The following is a 22,569-nucleotide window of genomic DNA, read 5'->3' on the forward strand; positions in this document are numbered from 1 at the left end:
GCTCACGACAGGGTCTGCGCGGCGGCCTCGATGAGCACGGTGGCGCTGGTGGCGCCGGGGTCCTGGTGTCCGGCGCTGCGCTCGCCGAGATAGGAGGCGCGACCCTTGCGCGCGATCATCGGCTCGGTCGCGTCCCGGCCCGCTGCGGCGGCAAGGGCGGCCGCCTGCAGCGACTCCCCCAGCCCGGCACCGGTGGCTGAGGTCTCGTCGAAGGCCTCCAGCGCGGGTGCCAGCGCGTCATACATGGTCTTGTCGCCCGCCTCGGCCTTGCCGCGCGCCACGATGCCCTCGACCCCCGCCCGCAGGGCCTGTCCGAACTCACGGGGACCGATGTCCTCGCTGGAGGCCAACGGCCCGGCGAGACGCAGGAAGAAGGTGCCGTAGAGCGGGCCGGAGGCGCCGCCGACGGTGCTCACGAGCGTCATGCCGACCTTCTTCAGGTAGGCGTCCACGCTCGTGAAGTCCTCCTGCTCGGCGAGCTGGGCACAGGCGCCGAAGCCGCGCCTCATGTTGCTGCCGTGGTCGGCGTCACCGATCGCGCGGTCGAGCTCGGTCAGGTCGTCGGCGCGCTCGTCGATGCCTGCGGAGCAGGCGGCGATCCACGCCTGGAATGCGTTCAGGTCAGCCATGTGCTCATCCTCCCCATCGCAGGCCGGGAGTGTCCACAGGAGCGTCCCACAGGCGCGTCATCTCCTCGTCGGCGCGCAGCAGCGTGACCGAGCACCCCGCCATCTCCAGCGAGGTGATGTAGTTGCCGACGAGCGACCGGGCCACCTCGATCCCCGCGTCGTCCAGGAGGCGCTGCACCTCGCCGTACATGAGGTAGAGCTCGAGCAGCGGGGTGCCGCCCATGCCGTTGACGAAGGCGATCACCTGCTCGCCACGCTCCAGCGACAGGTCCGAGACCACCGGCTCGACCAGTCGTGCGGCGATGTCCCGGGCGGGCGCGAGCTTCTCCGTGGACCGGCCCGGCTCGCCGTGGATCCCGATCCCGATCTCCATCTCGTCGTCGGCGAGCTCGAAGGTCGGCTTCCCCGCCGCGGGCACGGTGCAGGAGGTCAGCGCGATCCCCATGGAGCGTCCCTGCTCGTTGACCCGACGGGCCAGGGAGGCGCAGGACGCCAGATCCTGCCCCTCCTCGGCAGCGGCCCCGACGATCTTCTCCAGCAGCACCGTCACGCCGACGCCGCGCCGCCCGGCGGTGTAGAGGCTGTCCTGCACGGCGACGTCGTCGTCGGTGACGACAGCCTCCACCTGGATGCCGGACTCGCCGGCCAGCTCGGCGGCCATCTCGAAGTTCATGACGTCGCCGGTGTAGTTCTTGACGACGTGCAGCACCCCGGCGCCGCCGTCGACGGCGGTCGTGGCGGCGAGGATCTGGTCGGGGACCGGGGACGTGAACACCTCCCCGGCGCAGGCGGCGGAGAGCATGCCGCGACCGACGAAGCCGCCGTGTAGCGGCTCGTGACCGGAGCCGCCGCCGGAGACGAGGGCGACCTTGCCGGAGACCGGCGCGTCGGCCCGGAGCACGAGCTTGTGGTCGAGGTCGACGCGCAGCTGGTCGGGGTGGGCGGCCGCCATCCCCGCCAGCGCCTCGACGACCACGTCGTCGGGGTCGTTCAGGAGCTTCTTCACAGGCGTCACTCTGCCACGGATCGTGACCAGGGGCGCAGGTATGCCGATGTCGCGTCCCGGGGTCGGCCGAGGTAGACGCCGCACCGCGCGGCGGATGCCGACCTGGGGCACGATGACGGCGTGAGCAGCGAGCAGCAGGGTGACGCCGTCCGTGCGGCGCGCCCGCCGCGGGCCACCCTCGCCCGCGGGGCCGACCCGACGGACCGGTGCTGATCGGTGGCCACCTCACACCGGGCACGCTGCGCGCGATGCAACAGCCTCGACTTCGAGCGCCTCGCCGACGACCCCGGCGAGGGCCCTGTCGTGGAGGAACAGTGGCACGGCATGACCGTCCGGTTCACCTACCGCTGCACCGCGTGCGGCGAGCAGACCCGGCTCATCCCTCCGGGCCGGGACGAGCCCTACCCCACGCGGGGCTGAGCGCACGGCCCACCCCGGTGCGAGCCCACCCCGGCTCAGAAGCCGAGCCGGTCCAGGGCCTTGGGGTCGCGCTGCCAGTCCTTGGCCACCTTGACGTGCAGGTCGAGGTGCACCCGGTGGCCGAGCAGGTCCTCGATGCCGCGCCGGGCCTCGGTGCCGACCTCGCGCAGCCGTGAGCCGCCACGGCCGATGATGATCGCCTTCTGGCTGGACCGCTCGACGAAGACGTTGACGCGCACGTCCGACAGCGGGGAGTCCGCCGGGCGGTCCTCGCGCGGCACGATCTCCTCGACCTGCACGGCCAGGCTGTGCGGGAGCTCGTCGCGCACCCCCTCGAGCGCGGCCTCCCGGACCAGCTCGGCGATCTGCACCACGGTCGTCTCGTCGGTGATCTGGTCGGCGGGGTAGAGCGGGGGCGAGACCGGCAGGTGGGCCGCGAGCAGGTCGGCGACCTCCTCGACCTGGTCGCCGCCGGTGGCCGAGCACGGGATGATCGCGTCCCAGTCGCCGAGAGCGTCGATCGCGACGAGGTGCTCGGCCAGCCGGTCCCGGCTCACCGTGTCGGCCTTGGTCGCGATGGCGATCACGGGCACCTTCCGGACCCGGTGCAGGTCGGCGAGGTCGCGCGCGATGAAGGTGTCGCCGGGTCCGACCCGCTGGTCGCTGGGCAGGCAGAACCCGATGACATCCACCGACAGCAGGGTCTCGCGCACCAGGTCGTTGAGCCGCTGCCCCAGCAGCGAGCGCGGGCGGTGCAGGCCCGGGGTGTCGACGAGGATCAGCTGCGAGCTGTCGGTGGTGCGGATGCCGCGGATCGCGTGCCGCGTGGTCTGCGGCTTGGAGGAGGTGATCGCGACCTTGCTCCCGACGAGCGCGTTGGTCAGCGTCGACTTCCCGGCGTTGGGTCGGCCGACGAGCGAGGCGAAGCCCGCGCGGTATGCCGTCTGCTCAGCGGACACGGGTGCTCACCTCGTCGTCGTGGCGGTCTCTGTCGCGATCACGGTGTCGAGGACGGACGGCCTCTGCCTCGTGACCCTCGCCACGCCCGGTCGCAGCCGCGCGGTCCCTCCCGTCGTCCTCGTCGGCCTCATCGTCGTCTCCGTCGTCGATGGCCTCCGGCTCGGGAACCCGGCGGACCAGGACCGTCGCCACCCGCCGCCGGCGACCGGCCATGCGCTCCGCGGTCAGCTCCAGACCGGCGACCTCACCGACCGCACCCTGGATGGGCACCATCCCGATGGCGGTCGCGAGCAGCCCACCCACCGAGTCGACGTCCTCGGTCTCGATCTCGACGTCGAACATCTCGGCGAGGTCGTCCACCGGCAGGTTCGCCGGGACGCGGGTGCGGGTCGTCCCGTCCTCGTCGACGACCTCCTCCACCTCGACGCTGTCGCGGTCGTACTCGTCGGTGATCTCCCCCACGATCTCCTCGACGATGTCCTCGATGGTGATCAGCCCTGCCGTGCCGCCGTACTCGTCGATGACCACGGCGACGTGCTGCCGGCCCTGCTGCATCTCCTTGAGCAGGTCGTCGACCCGCTTCATCTCCGGGATCCGCTGCACCGGCCGCATCACCTCGGTGACCGGCACGGCGTCTGCGGACGCGGCTCGGCTGTTGACCGCCCGCGCCACGTCCTTGAAGTAGAGCATCCCGAGCACGTCGTCGGTGTCCTCGCCGACCACGGGCACCCGGGAGAACCCGGAGCGCAGCAGCAGCGACATCGCCTGCCGCAGCACCTTCTCGGCCTTGATGGTCACGAGGTCCGGGCGCGGCACCATCACCTCGCGGGCGACGGTGTCGCCCAGCTCGAAGATCGAGTGGATCATCTCCCGCTCGTCGTCCTCGATGACCGAGGACTCCCCCGCCAGGTCGACGAGCTCGCGCAGCTCGGTCTCGGTCGCGAACGGCCCCTCGGTATACCCGCGTCCCGGCGTCACGGCGTTGCCGAAGACGACGAGCAGCTTGGCGACCGGGCCGAGGAAGAGGCGCAGCAGCCGGACCACCGGCGCGGCGACCAGGGCCACCGACTCGGTGTGCTGCCGGCCGAGGGTGCGCGGCGAGACGCCCACCACGACGAAGGTGAGCACCGACATGATCGCGATCGCGACGAGCGCGGTCTGCAGGTGGGAGTCGGTGAGCACGTCGACCGCCACCGTCACCATGACGGCGGTCGCCGCCTCGGCGGCCACCCGCACGAAGGCCGCGACGGCGAGGTAGGGGGCCGGGTCGGCGCTGATCCGCAGCAGCGCCCGCGCCCCCGAGCGCCCCTCGTCCACGAGCTGCTCCACTCGGCGGAGGGTCACGCGCTGCAGGGCTGTCTCCCCCGCCGTGAGCAGGAAGGCGATCACGGTGGTCACCAGTGCCACCAGGGCCAGCGTGGTCACGCCTGGCCCACCACGTCGTCGTCCGCCGCCCGGGTGGTGCGACCCCGGTGGGCCAGGAAGGTGAGCAGCAGGGTGCGCTGCAGGTCGAACATCTCGCGCCGCTCCGCCTCCTCGGCGTGGTCGAAGCCGAGCAGGTGCAGGATGCCGTGCGTGGTCAGCAGCAGCATCTCGTCACCCACGGCGTGCCCGGCCTGCGTCGCCTGCTTCCGGGCGACCGACGGGCAGAGCACCACGTCCCCCAGCACCCCGCCAGGCTCACCCTCGCCGTCGCCGTGGGTCGACCCGCGACCTCCCGGACGCAGCTCGTCCATGGGGAAGCTCATGACGTCGGTCGGGCCGGGCAGGTCCATCCACCGCTCGTGCAGGTTGGCCATCGTGTCCTCGTCGACGAGCGTGATGGTCAGCTCCACGCGAGGGTTGACCCGCAGCTGGTCCAGGACGTGACGTCCGAGGTCGGCCAGCTCGCTCTCCGGGACCGGTGAGGGGATCTCCCCGGACTCGTTGAGGACCTCGATCATCCGCTGCCCTCTTCCGGCGCGGGTCCAGGACGGGGCGTAGCCCGTGCCTCGCGCCGGGAGCCGGCGCGGCGCGCCTGGTCGTCGAAGCGGCCGTAGGCATCGACGATGTCGCTGACCAGCCGGTGCCGCACGACGTCCTGGCTGGTCAGGTGCGAGAAGTGGATGTCGTCGACGTCGGCCAGGATGTCCTGGACCACCCGCAACCCGGACCGGGTGCCGCCCGGCAGGTCGACCTGGGTGGTGTCACCGGTGACGACCATCTTGGAGCCGAAGCCCAGCCGGGTGAGGAACATCTTCATCTGCTCGGGCGAGGTGTTCTGCGCCTCGTCGAGGATGATGAAGGCGTCGTTGAGCGAGCGCCCCCGCATGTAGGCGAGCGGCGCGACCTCGATGGTGCCGGCCGCCATGAGCTTCGACATCGAGTCGCTGTCGACCATGTCGTGCAGCGCGTCGTAGAGCGGCCGCAGGTAGGGGTCGATCTTGTCGGTGAGGGTGCCGGGCAGGAAGCCCAGCCGCTCCCCCGCCTCGACCGCGGGGCGGGTGAGGATGATTCGGTTGACCTCCTTGGCCTGCAGCGCCGCCACGGCCTTGGCCATCGCGAGGTAGGTCTTGCCGGTGCCGGCCGGACCGAGCCCGAAGACGATGGTGTGCGCGTCGATCGCCTCGACGTAGTGCTTCTGGTTGAGCGTCTTGGGCCGGATGGTCTTGCCCCGGTTGGACACGATGTTCATCGTCAGCACGTCGGCCGGCCGGTCCGAGGTCGCCGTCCGCAGCATGCCGATGCTGCGCTCGACGGCGTCCCGGTTGAGCGGCTGCCCGCGACCCACGATCGCGAGCAGCTCGTCGACGAGGCGCTCGACCAGCGCCAGCTCGGCGGAGTCGCCGGTGAGCCGGAACTCGTTGCCGCGCACGTGCACGTCGACCTTGGGGAAGGCGCGCTCGACGGTGCGCAGGAGCTCGTCGCGGGGACCGAGGAGGGTCACCATCGGGACCTCGTCGGGGATGACGACGGTATGCGTGGGCTGCGGTGCGGCGGTCGGATCGGTCTGCGTCATGAGGGATCCCAGTCTAGACGGCGGCACGGACAGGCGCCGGGTCCGCGGGACGGGCCCGCAGCGCGCTGCCCACCGAGAGCAGCCCGACGGCTACCGCGACGACCAGGGTGCCGACGAAGGCGGTGTGGGGGGCGGTGGCGTAGGAGACGCCGAAGACGACACCGGTGACCGCCAGGACGAAGGCACTGGTCAGCGCTTCTCCCACCTGCAACGAGGAGGAGTTGCGCCCGATCTCGGCCTCCGGCGACAGCCGCATCGTCAGCAGCGAGGTGGTCGGGTAGGCGATCCCCACCCCGAGCGTGGCGAGACCGTAGAGCGCGATGACCGCCCACCCGGGCCACGAGGCCGACACGGACACGGCCAGGAGCACCATGAGGACGGCATACAGCAGCGTGCCCGCGACCATGAGCCGGTAGCGGTCGCGGCCCGGGCCGACGCGCGCCTGGCCCCACGACCCGAGTGCCCAGGTGCACGACGCGACGGCGAGCACGGCACCCGCCTGCGCCGGGCTGTAGCCGTGCTCGTCGCGCAGCATGAGCGGCAGGTAGGCCTCGGCCGCGATGAACGACCCGCCCAGGGCCGCGCGCACACCGACCACCGAGGGCAGCCCCCGCCGCAGCGAGAGCGTGCCCCGCGGCAGCAGGCGGCGGGCCGCCAGGACCAGCAGGACCAGGACGACCGCGCCGACGGCATACTCCCAGCGACTCAGCCGGTCGCCGGCGAGGTTGAGCAGACCCACGCCGAGCGCGGCGACCACCGCCCAGCCGATGACGGAGCCGCGCAGGTAGCCCGCGTCGTCACCGGGGTAGGTGGCGCGCAGCGCCGGGCGGAGGACCCAGACCGACAGCAGGACCACGGGCACCACGCCGAGGAAGACCCACCGCCAGGACAGGTGCTCGACCAGGGTCCCGGTCAGCAGCGGACCGGCGAGACCGGGCAGGACCCAGGCCGCGGCGAGCAGGGAGAAGACCGCGGGGCGCAGGCCGTCCGGCACCCGCTGGGCGATGACGACGTAGATCGCCACCGAGGCCAGCCCACTGCCCAGGCCCTGCAGCGCCCGCCCGACGATGAGGACCTCCATCGTCGGCGCGAGCCCGGCCACGAGCAGCCCGGCGGAGAAGACCGCGGCGCCGGCGACGACCACCGGCCGGGGCCCGGAGCGGTCGGACCACCAGCCCGCGAGGATCATCCCGACCACGCTGAGGGCGACGGTGGCGCCGAAGGCCATGTTGTAGAGGTGGTAGCCGTCGAGCGCCTCCGCGACCGTCGGCATGGCGGCGCCGACGGCGATGTACTCCAGCGCGAACATCGCGATGAGCACGGTGGCGCCGACCGAGGCGCTGCGGATGCCCGGGGCGAAGACCGCCCCGCTGCGGGGAGCCGCCTCCCGCGTCGTCCTTGCGCTGCTGCTCACCGCCACCTGCCCGAGGCGCCGAGCACGGCGAGCGCCGCCGGGCCGGCGGTGGAGGTCCGCAGGACGGTCCGCCCCAGACGGACCGGTCGGGCACCGGCGTCGACCAGGTCGTCGAGCTCCTCGGGAGAGATCCCGCCCTCGGGCCCGACGACGAGCAGCAGGTCCCCGGAGTCCGGCAGGTCGACCGAGGCCAGCGGCTCGATCGCCTCCTCGTGGAGCACCAGGGTCAGTGCGCTCCCCGCGACCCGGTCGAGCAGACCGGTGCGCCCGACAGGCTGGCCGAGCGCGGGCCGGCGCAGCCGTCGCGACTGCTTGGTCGCGCTCACGAGTGCCTGGTCCCAGCGGCGCAACGACTTGGCGACGCGCTCCCCGCGCCACCGGACGACGCTGCGGTCGGCCTGCCACGGCACCACCTCGTCGACGTCGAGCTCGGTCGCGGCCTCGATCGCCTGCAGGTCGCGGTCGCCCTTGGCGAGCGCCTGGGCGAGCACCACGCGCAGGGCCGGCTCGGGCTCCTCCAGCCGCTCCACGACCTCGAGCTGCAGCTCGGACCGCTCCGCGCCCAGCACCAGGCAGCGGGCGCCCCGACCCCGGCCGTCGGACAGCAGCACCGTCTCCCCGGCGGTGATGCGCTGCACCGTCGCGGCGTGCCGGCCCTCGGTGCCCTGCAGCCGCGGTCGGTCGGTCCCGAGCTCCTCAGGGTCGACGAGGAAGAGCGGGTCGCTCACGCCTCACCGGCCCCGCAGGGCGTCCCAGAGGCTGTGCTTGCGACCGGCGCCACCGCCGGAGCTGCCCATCCGGCCGGTCGGGCTCGACTCACCGCGGCTCTCGGCGAGCTGCGCGAGCAGCTCGCGCTGCCGGTCGTCCAGCTTGGTGGGCACCTTGACGTCCAGGTGGACGACCAGCTCGCCCCGCCCCTGGCCGCGCAGGTGGGTGACACCCTTGCCGTCCAGGGAGAGGGTGTGCCCCGGCTGCGTGCCCGGCCGCAGGTCCACCTCGACCGGGCCGTCCAAGGTCTCCACCGGCAGGGTCGCGCCCAGCGCGGCCGCCGTCATCGGCACCTCGAGCGTGCAGTGCAGGTCGTCGCCGCGCCGGGTGAAGACGTCGTGCGGCTCGACCGCGATCTCGACGTAGAGGTCGCCGGGCTCACCGCCGAAGGGACCCACCTCGCCCTCGCCGGCGAGCGCGATCCGGGTCCCGGAGTCGACGCCGCCGGGCACCTTGAGGGTGAGGTCGCGCCGGGTGCGGACCCGGCCCTCGCCGGAGCAGTCGAAGCAGGGGTGCTCGATGACGTCGCCGAAGCCGCGGCATGCCTGGCACGGCCGCGAGGTCATCACCTGGCCGAGGAAGGAGCGCTGCACCTGCTGGACCTCACCGCGTCCGCTGCACACGTCGCAGCTGCGGGTGCCGGTGCCGGGCTGGGCGCCGGCGCCGCTGCACGTGCTGCACACCACCGCGGTGTCGATCTGCAGGGTCTGCTCGCCACCGAAGACGGCGGTCTGCAGGTCGACGTCGAGCCGGATCAGCGCGTCGTGCCCGCGCTGGGTGCGCGAGCGCGGTCCGCGGGCGCCGGCCGCGGTGCCCCCGAAGAAGGCATCCATGATGTCGCTGAAGGTGAAGCCCTGGCCGAAGCCACCGGTCGCGCCGCCGTAGGGGTCCTGCCCCCGGTCGTAGGACGCGCGCTTGGCCTGGTCGCCCAGCACGTCGTAGGCCTGGCTCACCCGCTTGAACTCCGCCTCCGCCTCGGGGCCGGGGTTGACGTCGGGGTGCAGCTGGCGGGCCTTCTTGCGGTAGGCCTTCTTGATTTCCTCGGCGCTGGCCTCGCGGGCCACCCCGAGATCGGCGTAGTAGTCGTTCACGGCGTAGGACGTCCTTGCGGTCGTGGCGTGTGCGGTCTGGTCGGGTTCAACGATGGGCGCGGTCGGGGTATGCCGTGAGGTGGCTCACCCGTCCAGGATGTCGGCGACGTAGTGGGCGACGGCGCGGACGGTGGCCATCGCCTGCGGGTAGTCCATCCGCGTCGGTCCGACCACCCCGAGCCCGCCGGCGGTGCCGTAGGTGGTCGCGACGACGGAGGTCGTGCGCAGCGGCTCGTAGGGGTTCTCGGCACCGATGGAGACGGCGACGGTGCTGGCGTCGTCGAGGCTCGCCATGCTCCCCATGAGCTTGAGCAGGACGACGTGCTCCTCCAGCGCCTCGAGGACCTGCGAGAGAGACGTGGGGAAGTCGCTGCCGACGCGCGCCAGGTTGCCGGTGCCCGCCATGGCGATGCGCTCCTCGGTCTGCTCGTCGGCGGCGTCGGCCAGCGCGTCGAGGACGACCTCGGCGAGCGCGCGGTCGGCGGGGGCCACCCGGGTGCCGGTCGTGGCCGTGCCGGCGGCGACCGTGCTGAGCCGCTCGCCCACCGTGAGCTCGTTGACGACGGCCCGCAGCTGCGCGACCACCTCGGGCTCGAGGGTGAGGTCACGCCCGACGTCGACCACCCGCTGCTCCACCCGCCCGGTGTTGACGATGAGGACGATCATGAGGCGGGTGCCACCCACCGGGACCAGCTCGACGTGCCGGACGGTGGAGCGGGACAGGCTGGGGTACTGCATCACCGCGACCTGCTGGGTGAGGCTGGAGAGCAGGCGCGTGGTGCGGGAGACGACGTCGTCGAGGTCGACGGCGCCGTCGAGGAAACGGGCTATCGCGGTGCGCTCGGCCCGGGTCATCGGCTTGATCTGCTGCAGCCGGTCGACGAAGAGGCGGTAGCCGGCATCGGTGGGCACCCGGCCCGCGCTGGTGTGCGGGGCGGTGATGAGCCCCTCCTCCTCCAGCACGGCCATGTCGTTGCGCACCGTGGCGGCCGAGACGCCCAGCTGGTGCCGCTCCAGCAGGGACTTGGAGCCGACCGGCTCCGAGGTCCGCACGTAGTCCTGCACGATCGCGCGCAGCACGTCCAGCCGTCGGTCGTCGCTCACCGGTCTGCCTCCTCCCTGGGCACTCGTTGGCACTCGTCGGACAGGAGTGCCAGTCTACGGGAGCGGCGAGGGGAGGCATACCATGTCCGCCATGGACAGCGGAGTGCGCATCGAGACGGACAGCATGGGCGAGGTCGAGGTCGCCAACGACCGTTACTGGGGGGCGCAGACGCAGCGCAGCATCCGCAACTTCCCCATCGGCCAGGACACCTTCGTCTGGGGGCGGCCGATCATCCAGGCGCTGGGGATCCTCAAGAAGGGCGCCGCCCAGGCCAACGCCGAGCTGGGTGAGCTGCCGCAGGACGTCGCCGACCTCGTCGTCCGGGCGGCCGACGAGGTCATCGCCGGGGACCTGGACGATCACTTCCCGCTCGTGGTCTTCCAGACAGGGTCGGGCACGCAGAGCAACATGAACAGCAACGAGGTCATCTCCAACCGCGCCATCGAGCTGGCCGGCGGCGAGATGGGCAGCAAGACCCCGGTGCACCCCAACGATCACGTCAACCGCGGGCAGAGCAGCAACGACACCTTCCCCACCGCCATGCACATCGCGGTGCTGCTGGAGCTGCGGGACCGGCTCGAGCCGGGGGTCACGACGCTGCGCGACACGCTGGCGGCCAAGGCGGAGCGGTATGCCGACGTCGTCAAGGTCGGCCGCACCCACCTGCAGGACGCCACTCCCATCACGCTCGGCCAGGAGATCGGCGGCTGGGTCGCCCAGCTGGACTACGCCCTGGGCGAGGTCCGGCACGCCGGGGAGGGGCTGCGCGAGCTGGCGATCGGCGGCACGGCGGTCGGCACCGGGCTCAACGCCCACCCCGACTTCGGCGCGCTCGCCGCGCGGAAGATGGGCGAGGAGGCGGGCCTGGAGCTGCGCAGCGCGGACGACAAGTTCGCGGCGCTCTCCGCGCACGACGCGCTGGTGCAGACCTCGTCCTCGCTGCGGACCCTCGCGGGGGCCCTCATGAAGATGGCCAACGACGTGCGGTGGCTGGCCTCCGGGCCGCGCAACGGCATCGGCGAGCTGCTCATCCCGGAGAACGAGCCGGGCAGCTCGATCATGCCGGGCAAGGTGAACCCCACCCAGTCCGAGGCCATGACGATGGTCGCGACGCGGGTCTTCGGCAACGACGCGACCGTCGGCTTCGCCGGCAGCCAGGGCAACTTCCAGCTCAACGTCTTCAAGCCGGTCATGGTGCACGCGGTGCTCGAGAGCATCCGGCTCATCGCGGACGCCTGCCTCGCCTTCGACGCCGGCTGCGCCCAGGGCATCGAGCCGCACACCGAGCGGATCGAGGCCAACCTGGCCAGCAACCTCATGCAGGTCACGGCGCTCAACCCGCACATCGGCTACGACAAGGCGGCCGCGATCGCCAAGTCGGCCCACAAGTCCGGGCAGACGCTGCGCGAGGCGGCCCTGGAGAGCGGCCACCTCACCGCCGAGGAGTTCGACGCCTGGGTCGTGCCGCTGGACATGACCCGACCTCGGCAGGTCTGACCCGTCCGACGCCGCGACCGACCGCGTCGAGGGCGCGCCTCACCGACCTCATCAGTCACACGCGTTACGGTCGTCCGTTGTGAACGACCGCTATGGCACCGATGTCCTGTCGACCGACTGGCGTGCCCCCCGGCGCGGCCGCGCCCAGGAGGTGAGCGCCGATCCGGGCCTCGTCGTCGAGGACGTCGACACCGGATGGTGCGGCGCCGTCGTCGGGGTCGAGAAGGCCGGGGGTATGCAGGTGGTCCACCTGGAGGACCGGCGCGGGCGGCGCAAGGGCTTCCCGCTCGGACCAGGCTTCCTCCTCGACGGCAGCCCCGTCGTGCTCACCGCGCCCGTCGACCAGCGGGCGAACGACCACCTGGCCGCCCGTCGTGAGACCGCGCGCCGCACCGCGAGCGGATCGGTGCGCGTCTCCGACCAGCCGCCCGGGTCGCCACCGGTTCGCGTCTCTGGGTCGAGGGACGGCACGACGCCGAGCTGGTGGAGAAGGTCTGGGGTGACGACCTGCGGGTGGAGGGCGTGGTCGTCGAGATGCTGAACGGCGTCGACGACCTGGCGGCGGAGATCCGTGGCTTCGGTCCGACCCGGGACCACCGGCTCGGCATACTCGTCGACCACCTCGTGCCCGGCACCAAGGAGACCCGCATCGTCCAGGAGGCGCAACGGGTCAGCCCCTGGGTGCGGATCCTCGGTCACCCCTACGTCGACGTCTGGCAGTCGGTGAAGCCGGCCCGGCTCGGGCTGGACGCCTGGCCGGTCATCGAGCGTGGTCGCTCGTGGAAGCACGGCATCCTCGCCGAGCTCGGCTGGCCGCACGCGTCGCAGGCGGACGTCGCCCAGGGGTGGAAGAAGATCCTGGGCACCGTGCGTTCCTACCGCGACCTGGAACCGACGCTGCTCGCCAGCGTCGAAGAGTTGATCGACTTCGTCACGGTTCCACCACCTCACGAGGAGTGAGCAGCATGACCCAGACACCACCTCCCCCGAGCAGCCAACCTTGGCAGGACCCCAGACAGGGCGACGGGCAGCAGAGCCAGCCGCAGCCGGGCACACCCTCGGGGCCGCCACCGGGCCCGCAGAGCTACGGCGGATCGACCGGGTACGGCAGGGAAGCACGAGGCCCCGCCCTCGAGGGCGACGAGCGCACCATGATGCTGCTCGCCCACCTGTCGGCCCCGCTGTCGATGCTGCTCAGCGTCGGCTGGGTGCCCTTCCTCGGGCCGTTGCTCATCTGGCTGTTCTACAAGGACAAGTCGGCTGCGGTGCGGACCGCCTCTGCCGGTGCCTTCAACTTCAACCTCACGCTGGCGATCATCAGCGTCGGGCTGTGGATCAGCGTCTTCCTGACGCTCTTCATCGGGCTCGTCTGGGCGATCCCCGGCTGGATCGCCCTCGTCGTCATCCAGCTCTGGTGCCACATCAAGGGCGCGTTGCGCGCCGCGGACGGGCGGGTCTACGACTACCCGTTCCAGCTGCGCCTGCTGAGCTGAGGCCCCACCAGCCACACCCCTCACCGCTGCTCGGCGTGTCCACCGCGACACGCCGAGGGGCGACGAATTCTCCGTCGCGACCTCTTGCGCGGGCGGGCCTCCAGGCGTAGACATGTCTGCACGCACTCCCCTCGGGGAGTGCGGGTCGCGAGACGGCCGAGGATTCGACCGCCCCTCGGGGCGGACCTCCCGGTGATGCGGGAGCAGAGCCTCTGGCCCCTTGCGCACCGCCAGCAGCATCACGGCTGGCCGTGGCCCGGTTCGCGAACTCATACTTCGCGAACCGGGCCACACCTCGTCCGGGGTGTTCAGGCCCTGCAGGCTCATACCCGGCAGGGTCTGCCCCCAGTGTCGGGGCAGCAGGTGTCGTGACAGGGGACCACCGTTGGCGTGTCGGTGAACTGCGCCGGACGGGCGAGGTCTATCTCGCGCGTGGCCGGAGCGGGGGCGGCCCCGGGGTCCAGGGCACGACGATCTCCTGCTCGACGGCGCGGACGGCCAGCCCCCTGGCCCGGGTATGCCCGTCCGCCACCATCGCGTCCTCGATGGCCCTCGCCACCTTCTCCGGCTGGGGACTGCCCAGGAGCCACCACGCGTAGCCGGAACCGCGTCGGCCGTGCGGCGACGGGTTGCTCGCCGTATCCAGGCCGTTCACAGCCAGCGAGCGGTAGGCCAAGGGGCCGGTGCCGATCCGGTAGTGCGGGCTGACCTGCGGCATCCCCCGGTGCCGCGAGATCAGCTGCCCTCGGCGCAGCAGGCGCACGCGCCCCGGGTCGACGCTCGACCAGGGGACGACATACCTCGCGCTGCGCGTGGGACCGTAGCCCAGCACCAGACCGTGCTCGCACACCCGGTGCCGTTCGAGGATCCCCGGCAGCGCCAGCGCTGAGCAGAGCAGCAGCATGAGGAACAGCACGAAGAACCGGAACCAGAGCGGGTCGTCCGGGACGGCCCACCACTGCCAGGCCACCACCCCGACCGTGATCAGGGTCATCACTGCCGACGAGATCGGTCCGGGCCAGCAGCGGAAGGTCCGCAGCACCCGACCCATGTCCGTCCCGCGCAGCGGGCCGGGGCACTCACTCACCGGCGCTGCCCAGGGAGGACGACGACGGGCTGGGCTGCGGCGTCGGGAGGAGGCGGTGGACCACGGTGTCGGCCAGCAGCCGCCCCCGCAGGGTCAGCACGACCCTCCCCTGCACCGCCGCCCGACCGTCGACCAGCGCGTCGGCGACCAGCCCGGCCACCGCGGCACGACCCGACTGCTCGAGGGCGCCCAGCGGCAGCCCGTCGGCCAGCCGGACCCCCAGCAGGACGCGCTCGGCATACCGCTGCTCGTCGTCGAGGACCTCGCGCTCGTGCACCGGGCTGAGACCCCGACCCAGCCGGTCGGCGTAGGCGCGCGGGTGCTTGACGTTCCACCAGCGGACCCCGCCGACATGGCTGTGCGCACCGGGCCCGACCCCCCACCAGTCCGCGCCGTTCCAGTAGGCCACGTTGTGCCGGCACCGGTGCTCGGGCGAGCGCGCCCAGTTGGAGATCTCGTACCACCCGTAGCCCGCGGCCGCGAGCAGCTCGTCGGCCAGCTCGTACTTGTCCGCCTCGTCGTCGTCCTCCGGCGCCGGGACCTCGCCGCGACGCACCTGTCCGTGCAGCCGGGTGCCCGGCTCCACGACCAGGGCGTAGGCCGAGACGTGGTCCGGCTCCAGGGCCACCGCCTCCTCCAGGCTCGTGCGCCAGTCCCCGAGCGACTCGCCCGGGGTGCCGTAGATGAGGTCGAGGCTGACCTGGAGCCCGGCCCCGCGGACGGCGGTGACCGCCCGCGCCACACCGGCCGGGTCGTGGGTCCGGTCGAGGGTCTGCAGCACGTGCGGGACGGCCGACTGCATCCCCAGGCTGACCCGTGTGTAGCCGTGCGCCGCGAGCTGCTCGGCGACCTGCGGGGTGATCGTGTCCGGGTTGGCCTCCGTGGTCACCTCGGCGTCGGGCGCCAACCCCCACCGGTCCCGGACCCCCGTGACCAGCGAGCCCAGGGCGACCGGGGACAGCATGGTCGGCGTGCCGCCCCCGACGAAGACCGTCTGCACCGGCCCGGGGCCACCGGGTGCCAGCACCCGGGCCGCCACGTCGAGCTCGCCGTGCGCCGCCGCCAGGTAGCCCTCCGGCGCCGCACCGTCGTCGAGCTCGGGAAGCGTGTAGGTGTTGAAGTCGCAGTAGCCGCAGCGGACCCGGCAGAACGGCACGTGCAGGTAGACCGAGAAGGGACGGCCGGGCATACCCTCCAGCGCGGACGGCGGCAGCGAGCCGTCCTCGGGCGCGGTCTCGCCCGGGGGGAAGGTGGAGGGCATACCGGCGATTCTCCCACCCGTGAACTTCGTCGACGCCGGTCCCGGGTCGTCCACCTGCACGTCACCGGCGCGCGCTAGGGTCAGAGGGTGCAGCAGCGCCTCCGCGAGTACATCGACACCCTGCGGGTGCAGGGGTACACCGTCCGGGACGACCAGGGGTCGGACCCGGACCTCATCACGCCCGACGGCAGTGCGGTCGACACCTGGCGCGAGGACTACCCCTACAGCGAGCGGATGACCCGGGACTACTACGAGGTCGAGAAGTGGCTGCTGCAGGTGGAACTGCTGAAGTTCCAGTACTGGGCCAAGGACCACGGCAGCCGGCACGTCCTGATCTTCGAGGGACGCGACGCCGCCGGGAAGGGCGGCTCGATCAAGCGCTTCACCGAGCACCTCAACCCGCGCGGCGCCCGGGTGGTCGCGCTCAACAAGCCGACCGAGGTCGAAGCCGGGCAGTGGTACTTCCAGCGCTACATCCAGCACCTGCCGACCGCCGGTGAGATGGTGCTCTTCGACCGGTCCTGGTACAACCGCGCCGGGGTCGAGCGGGTCATGGGCTTCTGCTCGAGCGCGGAGTACGACCGGTTCATGATCCAGGCTCCGCTCTTCGAGCAGATGCTCGTCGAGGCCGGGGTGTCGATCACGAAGTTCTGGTTCTCGGTCACCCAGACCGAGCAGCGCACCCGCTTCGCGATCCGGCAGCTGGACCCGGTGCGGCAGTGGAAGCTGTCGCCCATGGACCTGGAGAGCCTGGACCGGTGGGAGGCCTACACCGAGGCCAAGGAGGAGATGTTCCGGCGCACGGACACCGACTGGGCGCCCTGGGTGACGATCAAGAGCAACGACAAGAAGCGCGCCCGCATCAACGCCATGCGTCACTTCCTGTCCCAGTTCGAATACGAGGGCAAGGACCACGACGTCGTCCTCCGGCCCGACCCGCGGCTGGTCAAGCGGGCCCGGGACAGCGCCGGCGACTGATCATCGGCTGAGCTGACGGCGGGACCGTCATAGGGTGAGTGCCGTCCGCCCGGCGACCCGGGGTGGGCGATGCGCCGCCCGACCGACGGGCGCCTCAGCCGCGCCGGTACGCCAGGTCGGTGATGTCCCGGCCAGCCTCGAGCCCGCGCCGCTCGAAGCGGGTCATCGGCCGCAGCGGGGCGCGCTCGGTGGACTCCAGCTCCCAGGCGGTATGCCGGTCCAGCACCGTGCGCATCGCGTCGGCGTAGTCGGCCCAGTCGGTCGCGAGCCGCCACAGGCTGCCGGGGCGCACGAGGTCGGCCACGGTCGAGGCGAACTCCGCGGAGACGAGCCGCCGCTTGTGGTGCTTGTTCTTGGGCCACGGGTCGGGGAAGAAGGTCCACACCTCGTGGGCGCAGCCCGGCGGCAGCAGCGTCTGCAGCGCCAGCGCGGCGTCGGCCTCGATGAAGCGGACGTTGGTGAGCGGCTCCCCCTTGTCCATCTTGGCCATCGCGTGCCCGATGCCCGGGCGCCACACCTCCAGGGCCAGGAAGTCCCAGCCCGGCTGCTCGGTCGCGGCGTTCACCAGGGCGTCGCCCGAGCCGGAGCCGATCTCCACCACCAGCGGCGCCGTCCGCCCGAAGACTTCCTCCGGGTCGATCCGGTAGGCCGGGTCCACCCCGGTCGAGCCGTCCGCGCCGTGCGGGCGGGGGACGTCGAGGACGAGGGCGTCGGCATACCGGTCCCAGGCGGCCTGGTGGGAGTCCTTGAGCATCCGGCCACCGCGCCGGGTGAAGGACCGGGTGCGTGCCAACGGGCGCGGCCCCACGGCCGGGTGGCCGTGCGCCTGGTGACCCGTCGGGGCCTCGGGGCGGACGGACGGGGTGTCCGGTCGGGTCACTTCTTGCTCTTCGCGGGCTCGGCGCCGCTGCCGTCCTGGGAGAGCGCGGCGATGAAGGCCTCCTGCGGCACCTCGACGGAGCCGACCATCTTCATCCGCTTCTTGCCCTCCTTCTGCTTCTCCAGCAGCTTGCGCTTGCGGCTGATGTCACCGCCGTAGCACTTGGCCAGGACGTCCTTGCGGATGGCGCGGATGGTCTCGCGGGCGATGACGCGCGAGCCGATCGCCGCCTGCACCGGCACCTCGAACTGCTGCCGAGGGATGAGCTCCTTGAGCTTGCCGGCCATCTGCACGCCGTAGGCGTAGGCCTTGTCCCGGTGCACGATGGCGCTGAAGGCGTCGACGGTGTCGCCCTGCAGCAGGATGTCCACCTTGACCAGGTCCGCCTCCTGGTCGCCGGAGGGCTCGTAGTCGAGCGAGGCATACCCCCGGGTCCTGGACTTCAGCGCGTCGAAGAAGTCGAAGACGATCTCCGCCAGCGGCAACGTGTAGCGCAGCTCGACCCGCTCCGGCGAGAGGTAGTCCATCCCGAGCAAGGTGCCGCGGCGCGCCTGGCACAGCTCCATGATCGCCCCGATGAACTCGCTCGGGGCGAGCACGGTCCCGCGGACCACCGGCTCGGTGATGGAGGCGATCTTGCCGGCCGGGAACTCGCTGGGGTTGGTCACCTCGAGCTCAGTGCCGTCGTCGAGCCGCACGTCGTAGGAGACGTTGGGCAGGGTCGAGATGAGGTCGAGGTTGAACTCCCGCTCCAACCGCTCCCGGACGATCTCGAGGTGCAGCATCCCGAGGAAGCCGACGCGGAAGCCGAAGCCGAGGGCGCCGGACGTCTCCGGCTCGTAGACCAGCGCCGCGTCGTTGAGCTTCAGCTTGTCCAGCGCGTCGCGCAGGATCGGGTAGTCCGAGCCGTCGATCGGGTAGAGCCCCGAGAAGACCATCGGCTTGGGGTCCTTGTAGCCGCCGAGCGGCTGGTCGGCCTGCCGCCGCTCCCCCGTCACCGTGTCGCCGACCTTGGACTGGCGCACGTCCTTGACCCCGGTGATGAGGTAGCCCACCTCACCCACGCCCAGGCCCTTCGTCGGCGCCGGCTCCGGGCTGATCGCCCCGATCTCCAGCAGCTCGTGGGTGGCCTTGGTCGACATCATCGCGATCCGCTCGCGCGGGGACAGGCTGCCGTCCACGACCCGCACGTAGGTGACGACGCCGCGGTAGGTGTCGTAGACCGAGTCGAAGATCATGGCGCGCGCCGGGGCGTCCGCGTCACCCACCGGCGGCGGGATCTCGGCGACGATGCGGTCCAGCAGCTCCGGGACGCCCTCGCCGGTCTTGCCGGACACCTTGAGCACGTCCTGCGGGTCGCAGCCGATGAGGCCGGCGATCTCCTCGGCATACTTCTCCGGCTGGGCCGAGGGCAGGTCGATCTTGTTGAGCACCGGGATGATGGCGAGGTCGTTCTCCATCGCGAGGTAGAGGTTCGCCAGCGTCTGCGCCTCGATCCCCTGCGCCGCGTCGACGAGCAGCACCGCCCCCTCGCAGGCCGCGAGGCTGCGGCTCACCTCGTAGGTGAAGTCGACGTGACCCGGGGTGTCGATCATGTTCAGCACATAAGTGCGGGGGGCTGCGCCCCCCGCAGGCCCCCCACCGCCTGGTGCTCGCTGCGCTCGCTCGTCCTCGCTGCTCCGTGGACCAGGCTCCTGCGTCGCGGTCCACGGCATCCGCACGGCTTGGCTCTTGATGGTGATGCCACGCTCGCGCTCGATGTCCATGCGGTCGAGGTACTGCGCGCGCATCTGCCGTTGGTCCACCACACCGGTGACCTGCAGCATCCGGTCGGCCAGGGTCGACTTGCCGTGGTCGATGTGCGCGATGATGCAGAAGTTGCGGATCACCTCCGGCGGGGTGGCCGCCGGCTGCGGGACGGTCTCGGGGCGGGCGAGCGGAGACAGGGCGGGCACCTCACAGGTATGCGGTCGCACGGACAGGGCGTGGCCTCCAGTCTCCCACGAGACCCGGTCGGGTCCGGTCACGCACGGGAACGACGCGCAGCCGGGCCGCCCCCACGGAAGAACGGGGACGACCCGGCTGCGCGCCCGGTGAGGGCACCGCCGCAGGAGGTCTCGGGCCCGCGGCGGTGCCGGCCTGGGGGTGGTCAGCCCTGCGGCATCAGCACACCGTCGATGAGGTAGACGGTGGCGTTGGCGGTCTGGACGCCACCGCAGATGACGGAGGCGTCGTTGACCATGAGCTCGTCGCCGGAGCCGGTCACCTCCAGGGTCTCGCCCTGGGCGGTGGTCTGCTCGCCGGCGACCTCGTCCGGGGTCATCTGACCGGGGACGACGTGGTAGGTGAGGATCGACTGGAGCAGCTCCGCGTCCTCGCCGAGGGTCGCCATCGTCTCGTCGTCGATGGCCTCGAAGGCCTCGTCGACCGGGGCGAAGACGGTGAACTCGTCGCCGTTGAGGGTGTCGACCAGGTTGACGTCCGGGTTGACCTCGCCGGAGACGGCAGCGGTCAGCTGGGTCAGCAGCGGGTTGTTGGAGGCGGCCACGGCGACCGGGTCCTGGGCCATGCCCTCGACCGAGCCGGCGCCGTCCGGCACCTGCGCGGCGTAGTCCTCGCAGCCGGGACCGACCAGGCCCGCGGCCGGGTCCATGGCCATGTCGTCCCCGGTGGCCATCTCGTCGTCGGCCATGTCCTCCTCGGACTCCATGTCCTCAGAGCTCTCCTCCTCCGAGCCCATGTCCTCGCTGGCACTCTCGGCGGCGCTGCCGGCCTCGTCGGCCATGTCCTCGCCGCTCTCGGTGGCGCAGGCGGACAGCGCCACCATGGAGGCCATCGACAGCGCGAGCATTCCCTGGGAGATACGCATCATGCATTCCTTTCTGAGGGGTCGGTGGTCAGGCGACGGAGACCGTCACGCTGTGCCACCCGGTCGACCCGTCAGGAGCGATGGGCTCCCGCCGGGAGGTCTGTACCTGGCCCGCGCGATCGGTCGCGCGCACCTCGAGCCGGTGCGAGCCCGGCTCGGCCGGCCAGCCCCAGCGCCAGGCGCGCCAGGTCTGGTCGGAGTCCTCGACGCCCAGCTCGGCGTCCTGCCACTCCCCCTCGTCGACACGCACCTGCACGCGCTCGACGCCCACCGTCTGCGCCCACGCCACCCCGGCGACCGTCACCTCGCCCGCGTCGAGCTGGGCGAAGGACCCAGGGACGTCGATCCGGGACGACATCTTGATGGGCGCCTCCGCGGCATACCCGCGGTCGGTCCAGTAGGCCGTGAAGTCGGCGAACCGGGTCACCTCGAGCTCGGTCAGCCACTTGGTGGCCGACACGTAGCCGTAGAGGCCCGGCGTGACCATGCGGACGGGGTAGCCGTGCTCGGCGGGCAGCGGCCCGCCGTTCATCCCGAGCGCGATCATCGACCCGCGGTCGTCGGTGAGCACGTCCAGCGGCGTCCCCGCCGTGAAGCCATCGGTGCTGACCGAGCGCACCGCGTCGGCGCCGTCCTGCACCCCGGCCTCGGCGAGCAGCTCACGCGTCGGTATGCCGACCCAGGTCGCCGTGCCGAGCAGCTCGCCGCCGACGGGGTTGCTCACGCAGGTCACGGTGATGCGTCGCTCGACGAGGTCACGCTGCAGCAGCTCGCCGACGGTGAGCTCCAGCGGGCGGTCGACCATGCCGGTGATGCGCAGGACGTGGTCGCGGGCCTCGACCTGCGGCACCTGCAGCGCCGTGTCGACACGGTAGAAGTCCTCGGTCGGCGTGACGTGCGGGGTGAGGCCCGCCACGTCGAAGCTCACCCCGGAGGGCACCGGCTCGGCCGCCGTCGCCGGTTGCGGCAGGTCCAGCGCCGCCGGGCCGGCAGAGCGGCTCCCCGCCGTCCGCGCGGCGGCGCCGACCGCACCGACGGCGGCCACCCCCGAGGCCGCGGCCAGCACGCTGCGCCGGCGTGGACCGTCCTCGCGTGCCGGGGCATCGAGCGAGGACAGCATCCACGCCAGGCCCCCCAGGCCGACCGCCAGCATCACGGCGACGCACGCGAGGATCTCCAGCGACCCGGCCCCCTGCGCCGGGTCGAGGAGCATCGCGGCGGCGGCGAGCGCGATGAGGACGGCCAGCCCGGTGAGCGCCGCCGCGCGGCGGCGCACCCCGACCATGCCGAGGACGGCGAGCGCGACCGCGAGGACGACGAGCACCCCGGAGAGCAGCACGACCTTGTCGGCACTGCCGAAGGTCTCGATCGCCCACTCCTTGACGGGGCGCGGGGTGAGGTCGACGACCCGGTTGCCGACGGCCACGACGGGTCCGGTCACGCCGGTCACCGCGGCGAGACCCTCGCCGGCGAGGACACCCGCGGCGCCGGCGAGCAGGCCGGAGCCGGCTCCGGCCACGCGGGCCGCCCGGCGGGTGGGTGTCGTCGTCATGCCCAGGGTTCGGCCCCGGGCACTCCTCCGGATGTGTGACCTAGCTCACACCGGGCTGGCTGAGCTGCACGAAGGCCCGCAGCCGCCCCTCCGCGTGGTCACGGATCTCAGTCCAGCCCAGCGCCTCGTAGAACGCGCGCTGCCGCGGCTCGTCCTCGGTCAGGAGCACCTTCTGCCGGCACCCTTCGAAGGGCTCCAGCGCCGCGACCACGAGGGCCCGGCCCACGCCCTCGCGCTGCAGCTCGGGGCGCACCAGCACGTCCTGCAGGTAGGCGATGCTGGCCCCGTCGGAGATCACCCGGGCCAGCCCCAGGAGCTCCCCGCCGTAGCGGGCGGTGACGACCCGGGTGGACCCGGCCACGGCCGCCTCCAGGGCGTCGGGGTCGGTCGTGTAGGCGGACCAGCCGACGGCGTCGTAGAGGCCCAGCAGCTCCTCTCGCGCCGGTCGGTCGTCAGCGGTGATGACGATCTCGTGTCCGGTCACGGCACCGAGACTAGGTGAGCACGCGCGGGCCTGCCACAGGGCGCGGCACCACCGGTCTGGGCGTAGATATCTCCACG

At 72.2% G+C, this 22,569-nt stretch carries 21 protein-coding genes and 1 pseudogene; 5 read left to right on the forward strand and 17 right to left on the reverse strand.

Annotated features, from left to right (window positions below; all coding sequences use genetic code 11):
- Nucleotides 1-2: 2 nt before the first annotated feature.
- Nucleotides 3-629 (reverse strand): dihydroxyacetone kinase subunit DhaL, encoded by a 627-nt coding sequence (dhaL, locus tag BJF86_RS10055; protein WP_075818667.1) that lies wholly within the window; start codon nucleotides 627-629, stop codon nucleotides 3-5.
- 4 nt (nucleotides 630-633) lie between these two features.
- Complete coding sequence (gene dhaK, locus BJF86_RS10060) at nucleotides 634-1,635, reverse strand: dihydroxyacetone kinase subunit DhaK (RefSeq protein WP_075818669.1); 1,002 nt, start codon at nucleotides 1,633-1,635, stop codon at nucleotides 634-636.
- A gap of 216 nt (nucleotides 1,636-1,851) precedes the next feature.
- Here dhaK and BJF86_RS10065 point away from each other — a divergent pair, with 216 nt between their 5' ends.
- Nucleotides 1,852-2,055, forward strand: coding sequence for a hypothetical protein (locus tag BJF86_RS10065; protein WP_075818671.1), 204 nt, complete (start codon nucleotides 1,852-1,854; stop codon nucleotides 2,053-2,055).
- A 35-nt stretch (nucleotides 2,056-2,090) separates the two neighbouring features.
- Here BJF86_RS10065 and era read toward each other — a convergent pair whose 3' ends face one another.
- The 8 genes from era to hrcA all read right to left on the reverse strand — a co-directional run bounded on the left by era (nucleotide 2,091) and on the right by hrcA (nucleotide 10,390).
- The gene (gene era / locus BJF86_RS10070; RefSeq protein WP_075818673.1) at nucleotides 2,091-3,014 is read right to left on the reverse strand and encodes a GTPase Era; all 924 of its coding nucleotides are present in this window, start codon (nucleotides 3,012-3,014) and stop codon (nucleotides 2,091-2,093) included.
- Nucleotides 3,004-4,440, reverse strand: coding sequence for a hemolysin family protein (locus tag BJF86_RS10075; protein WP_237768164.1), 1,437 nt, complete (start codon nucleotides 4,438-4,440; stop codon nucleotides 3,004-3,006). Before BJF86_RS10075 ends, era begins: the two co-directional genes overlap by 11 nt.
- Nucleotides 4,437-4,958, reverse strand: a complete 522-nt coding sequence (gene ybeY, locus BJF86_RS10080; protein WP_075818674.1) for an rRNA maturation RNase YbeY — start codon at nucleotides 4,956-4,958, stop codon at nucleotides 4,437-4,439. The genes BJF86_RS10075 and ybeY overlap by 4 nt, the downstream gene beginning before the upstream one ends.
- A complete protein-coding gene (locus BJF86_RS10085; protein WP_075818676.1) occupies nucleotides 4,955-6,013 on the reverse strand; it encodes a PhoH family protein in 1,059 nt (352 codons plus the stop codon). The genes ybeY and BJF86_RS10085 overlap by 4 nt, the downstream gene beginning before the upstream one ends.
- A 13-nt stretch (nucleotides 6,014-6,026) precedes the next feature.
- Nucleotides 6,027-7,427, reverse strand: a complete 1,401-nt coding sequence (locus tag BJF86_RS10090) for an MFS transporter (protein WP_022925628.1) — start codon at nucleotides 7,425-7,427, stop codon at nucleotides 6,027-6,029.
- Nucleotides 7,424-8,155, reverse strand: coding sequence for a 16S rRNA (uracil(1498)-N(3))-methyltransferase (locus BJF86_RS10095; RefSeq protein ID WP_075818678.1), 732 nt, complete (start codon nucleotides 8,153-8,155; stop codon nucleotides 7,424-7,426). Before BJF86_RS10095 ends, BJF86_RS10090 begins: the two co-directional genes overlap by 4 nt.
- A gap of 3 nt (nucleotides 8,156-8,158) precedes the next feature.
- Nucleotides 8,159-9,286: a molecular chaperone DnaJ gene (dnaJ, locus tag BJF86_RS10100; RefSeq protein ID WP_022925630.1), complete on the reverse strand. Its 1,128-nt coding sequence runs from the start codon at nucleotides 9,284-9,286 to the stop codon at nucleotides 8,159-8,161.
- 84 nt (nucleotides 9,287-9,370) lie between these two features.
- A complete protein-coding gene (gene hrcA, locus BJF86_RS10105; protein WP_075815167.1) occupies nucleotides 9,371-10,390 on the reverse strand; it encodes a heat-inducible transcriptional repressor HrcA in 1,020 nt (339 codons plus the stop codon).
- A gap of 91 nt (nucleotides 10,391-10,481) precedes the next feature.
- On the opposite strand from hrcA, the gene fumC reads away from it, so the two are divergent.
- From fumC to BJF86_RS18935, 3 genes and pseudogenes are all read left to right on the forward strand, one after another.
- Entirely contained in the window at nucleotides 10,482-11,888 is a 1,407-nt protein-coding gene (gene fumC, locus BJF86_RS10110) for a class II fumarate hydratase (protein WP_075818680.1), read from the forward strand.
- Nucleotides 11,889-11,967: 79 nt separating this feature from the next.
- Nucleotides 11,968-12,848 (forward strand): annotated as a pseudogene (locus BJF86_RS10115) (DUF3097 domain-containing protein).
- 5 nt (nucleotides 12,849-12,853) lie between these two features.
- Nucleotides 12,854-13,381, forward strand: a complete 528-nt coding sequence (locus BJF86_RS18935; RefSeq protein ID WP_237768165.1) for a DUF4870 domain-containing protein — start codon at nucleotides 12,854-12,856, stop codon at nucleotides 13,379-13,381.
- A 421-nt stretch (nucleotides 13,382-13,802) separates the two neighbouring features.
- Here BJF86_RS18935 and BJF86_RS10125 read toward each other — a convergent pair whose 3' ends face one another.
- Both BJF86_RS10125 and hemW read right to left on the reverse strand, forming a co-directional pair.
- Nucleotides 13,803-14,375: a hypothetical protein gene (locus tag BJF86_RS10125; protein ID WP_158068407.1), complete on the reverse strand. Its 573-nt coding sequence runs from the start codon at nucleotides 14,373-14,375 to the stop codon at nucleotides 13,803-13,805.
- A gap of 85 nt (nucleotides 14,376-14,460) precedes the next feature.
- A complete protein-coding gene (gene hemW, locus BJF86_RS10130) occupies nucleotides 14,461-15,729 on the reverse strand; it encodes a radical SAM family heme chaperone HemW (RefSeq protein ID WP_075818684.1) in 1,269 nt (422 codons plus the stop codon).
- 87 nt (nucleotides 15,730-15,816) lie between these two features.
- Here hemW and ppk2 point away from each other — a divergent pair, with 87 nt between their 5' ends.
- Nucleotides 15,817-16,707, forward strand: coding sequence for a polyphosphate kinase 2 (gene ppk2, locus BJF86_RS10135; RefSeq protein WP_022925637.1), 891 nt, complete (start codon nucleotides 15,817-15,819; stop codon nucleotides 16,705-16,707).
- Nucleotides 16,708-16,801: 94 nt separating this feature from the next.
- Here the strand turns inward: ppk2 and trmB are convergent, their stop codons facing one another.
- The 5 genes from trmB to BJF86_RS10160 form a co-directional block, all read right to left on the reverse strand.
- On the reverse strand, nucleotides 16,802-17,587 hold the full coding sequence (trmB, locus tag BJF86_RS10140; RefSeq protein ID WP_083652932.1) for a tRNA (guanosine(46)-N7)-methyltransferase TrmB: 786 nt from the start codon (nucleotides 17,585-17,587) through the stop codon (nucleotides 16,802-16,804).
- A complete protein-coding gene (gene lepA, locus BJF86_RS10145) occupies nucleotides 17,584-19,533 on the reverse strand; it encodes a translation elongation factor 4 (protein ID WP_075818902.1) in 1,950 nt (649 codons plus the stop codon). The genes trmB and lepA overlap by 4 nt, the downstream gene beginning before the upstream one ends.
- 203 nt (nucleotides 19,534-19,736) lie before the next feature.
- Nucleotides 19,737-20,459, reverse strand: coding sequence for a fasciclin domain-containing protein (locus tag BJF86_RS10150; RefSeq protein WP_414819943.1), 723 nt, complete (start codon nucleotides 20,457-20,459; stop codon nucleotides 19,737-19,739).
- A 25-nt stretch (nucleotides 20,460-20,484) separates the two neighbouring features.
- A complete protein-coding gene (locus BJF86_RS10155; protein WP_075818688.1) occupies nucleotides 20,485-22,008 on the reverse strand; it encodes a molybdopterin-dependent oxidoreductase in 1,524 nt (507 codons plus the stop codon).
- Nucleotides 22,009-22,048: 40 nt separating this feature from the next.
- The gene (locus tag BJF86_RS10160; protein ID WP_022925643.1) at nucleotides 22,049-22,492 is read right to left on the reverse strand and encodes a GNAT family N-acetyltransferase; all 444 of its coding nucleotides are present in this window, start codon (nucleotides 22,490-22,492) and stop codon (nucleotides 22,049-22,051) included.
- Nucleotides 22,493-22,569: the final 77 nt, after the last annotated feature.

This window comes from Serinicoccus sp. CNJ-927, assembly GCF_001942435.1.
In the GTDB taxonomy this organism is placed as follows: Bacteria; Actinomycetota; Actinomycetes; order Actinomycetales; family Dermatophilaceae; genus Ornithinicoccus; species Ornithinicoccus marinus.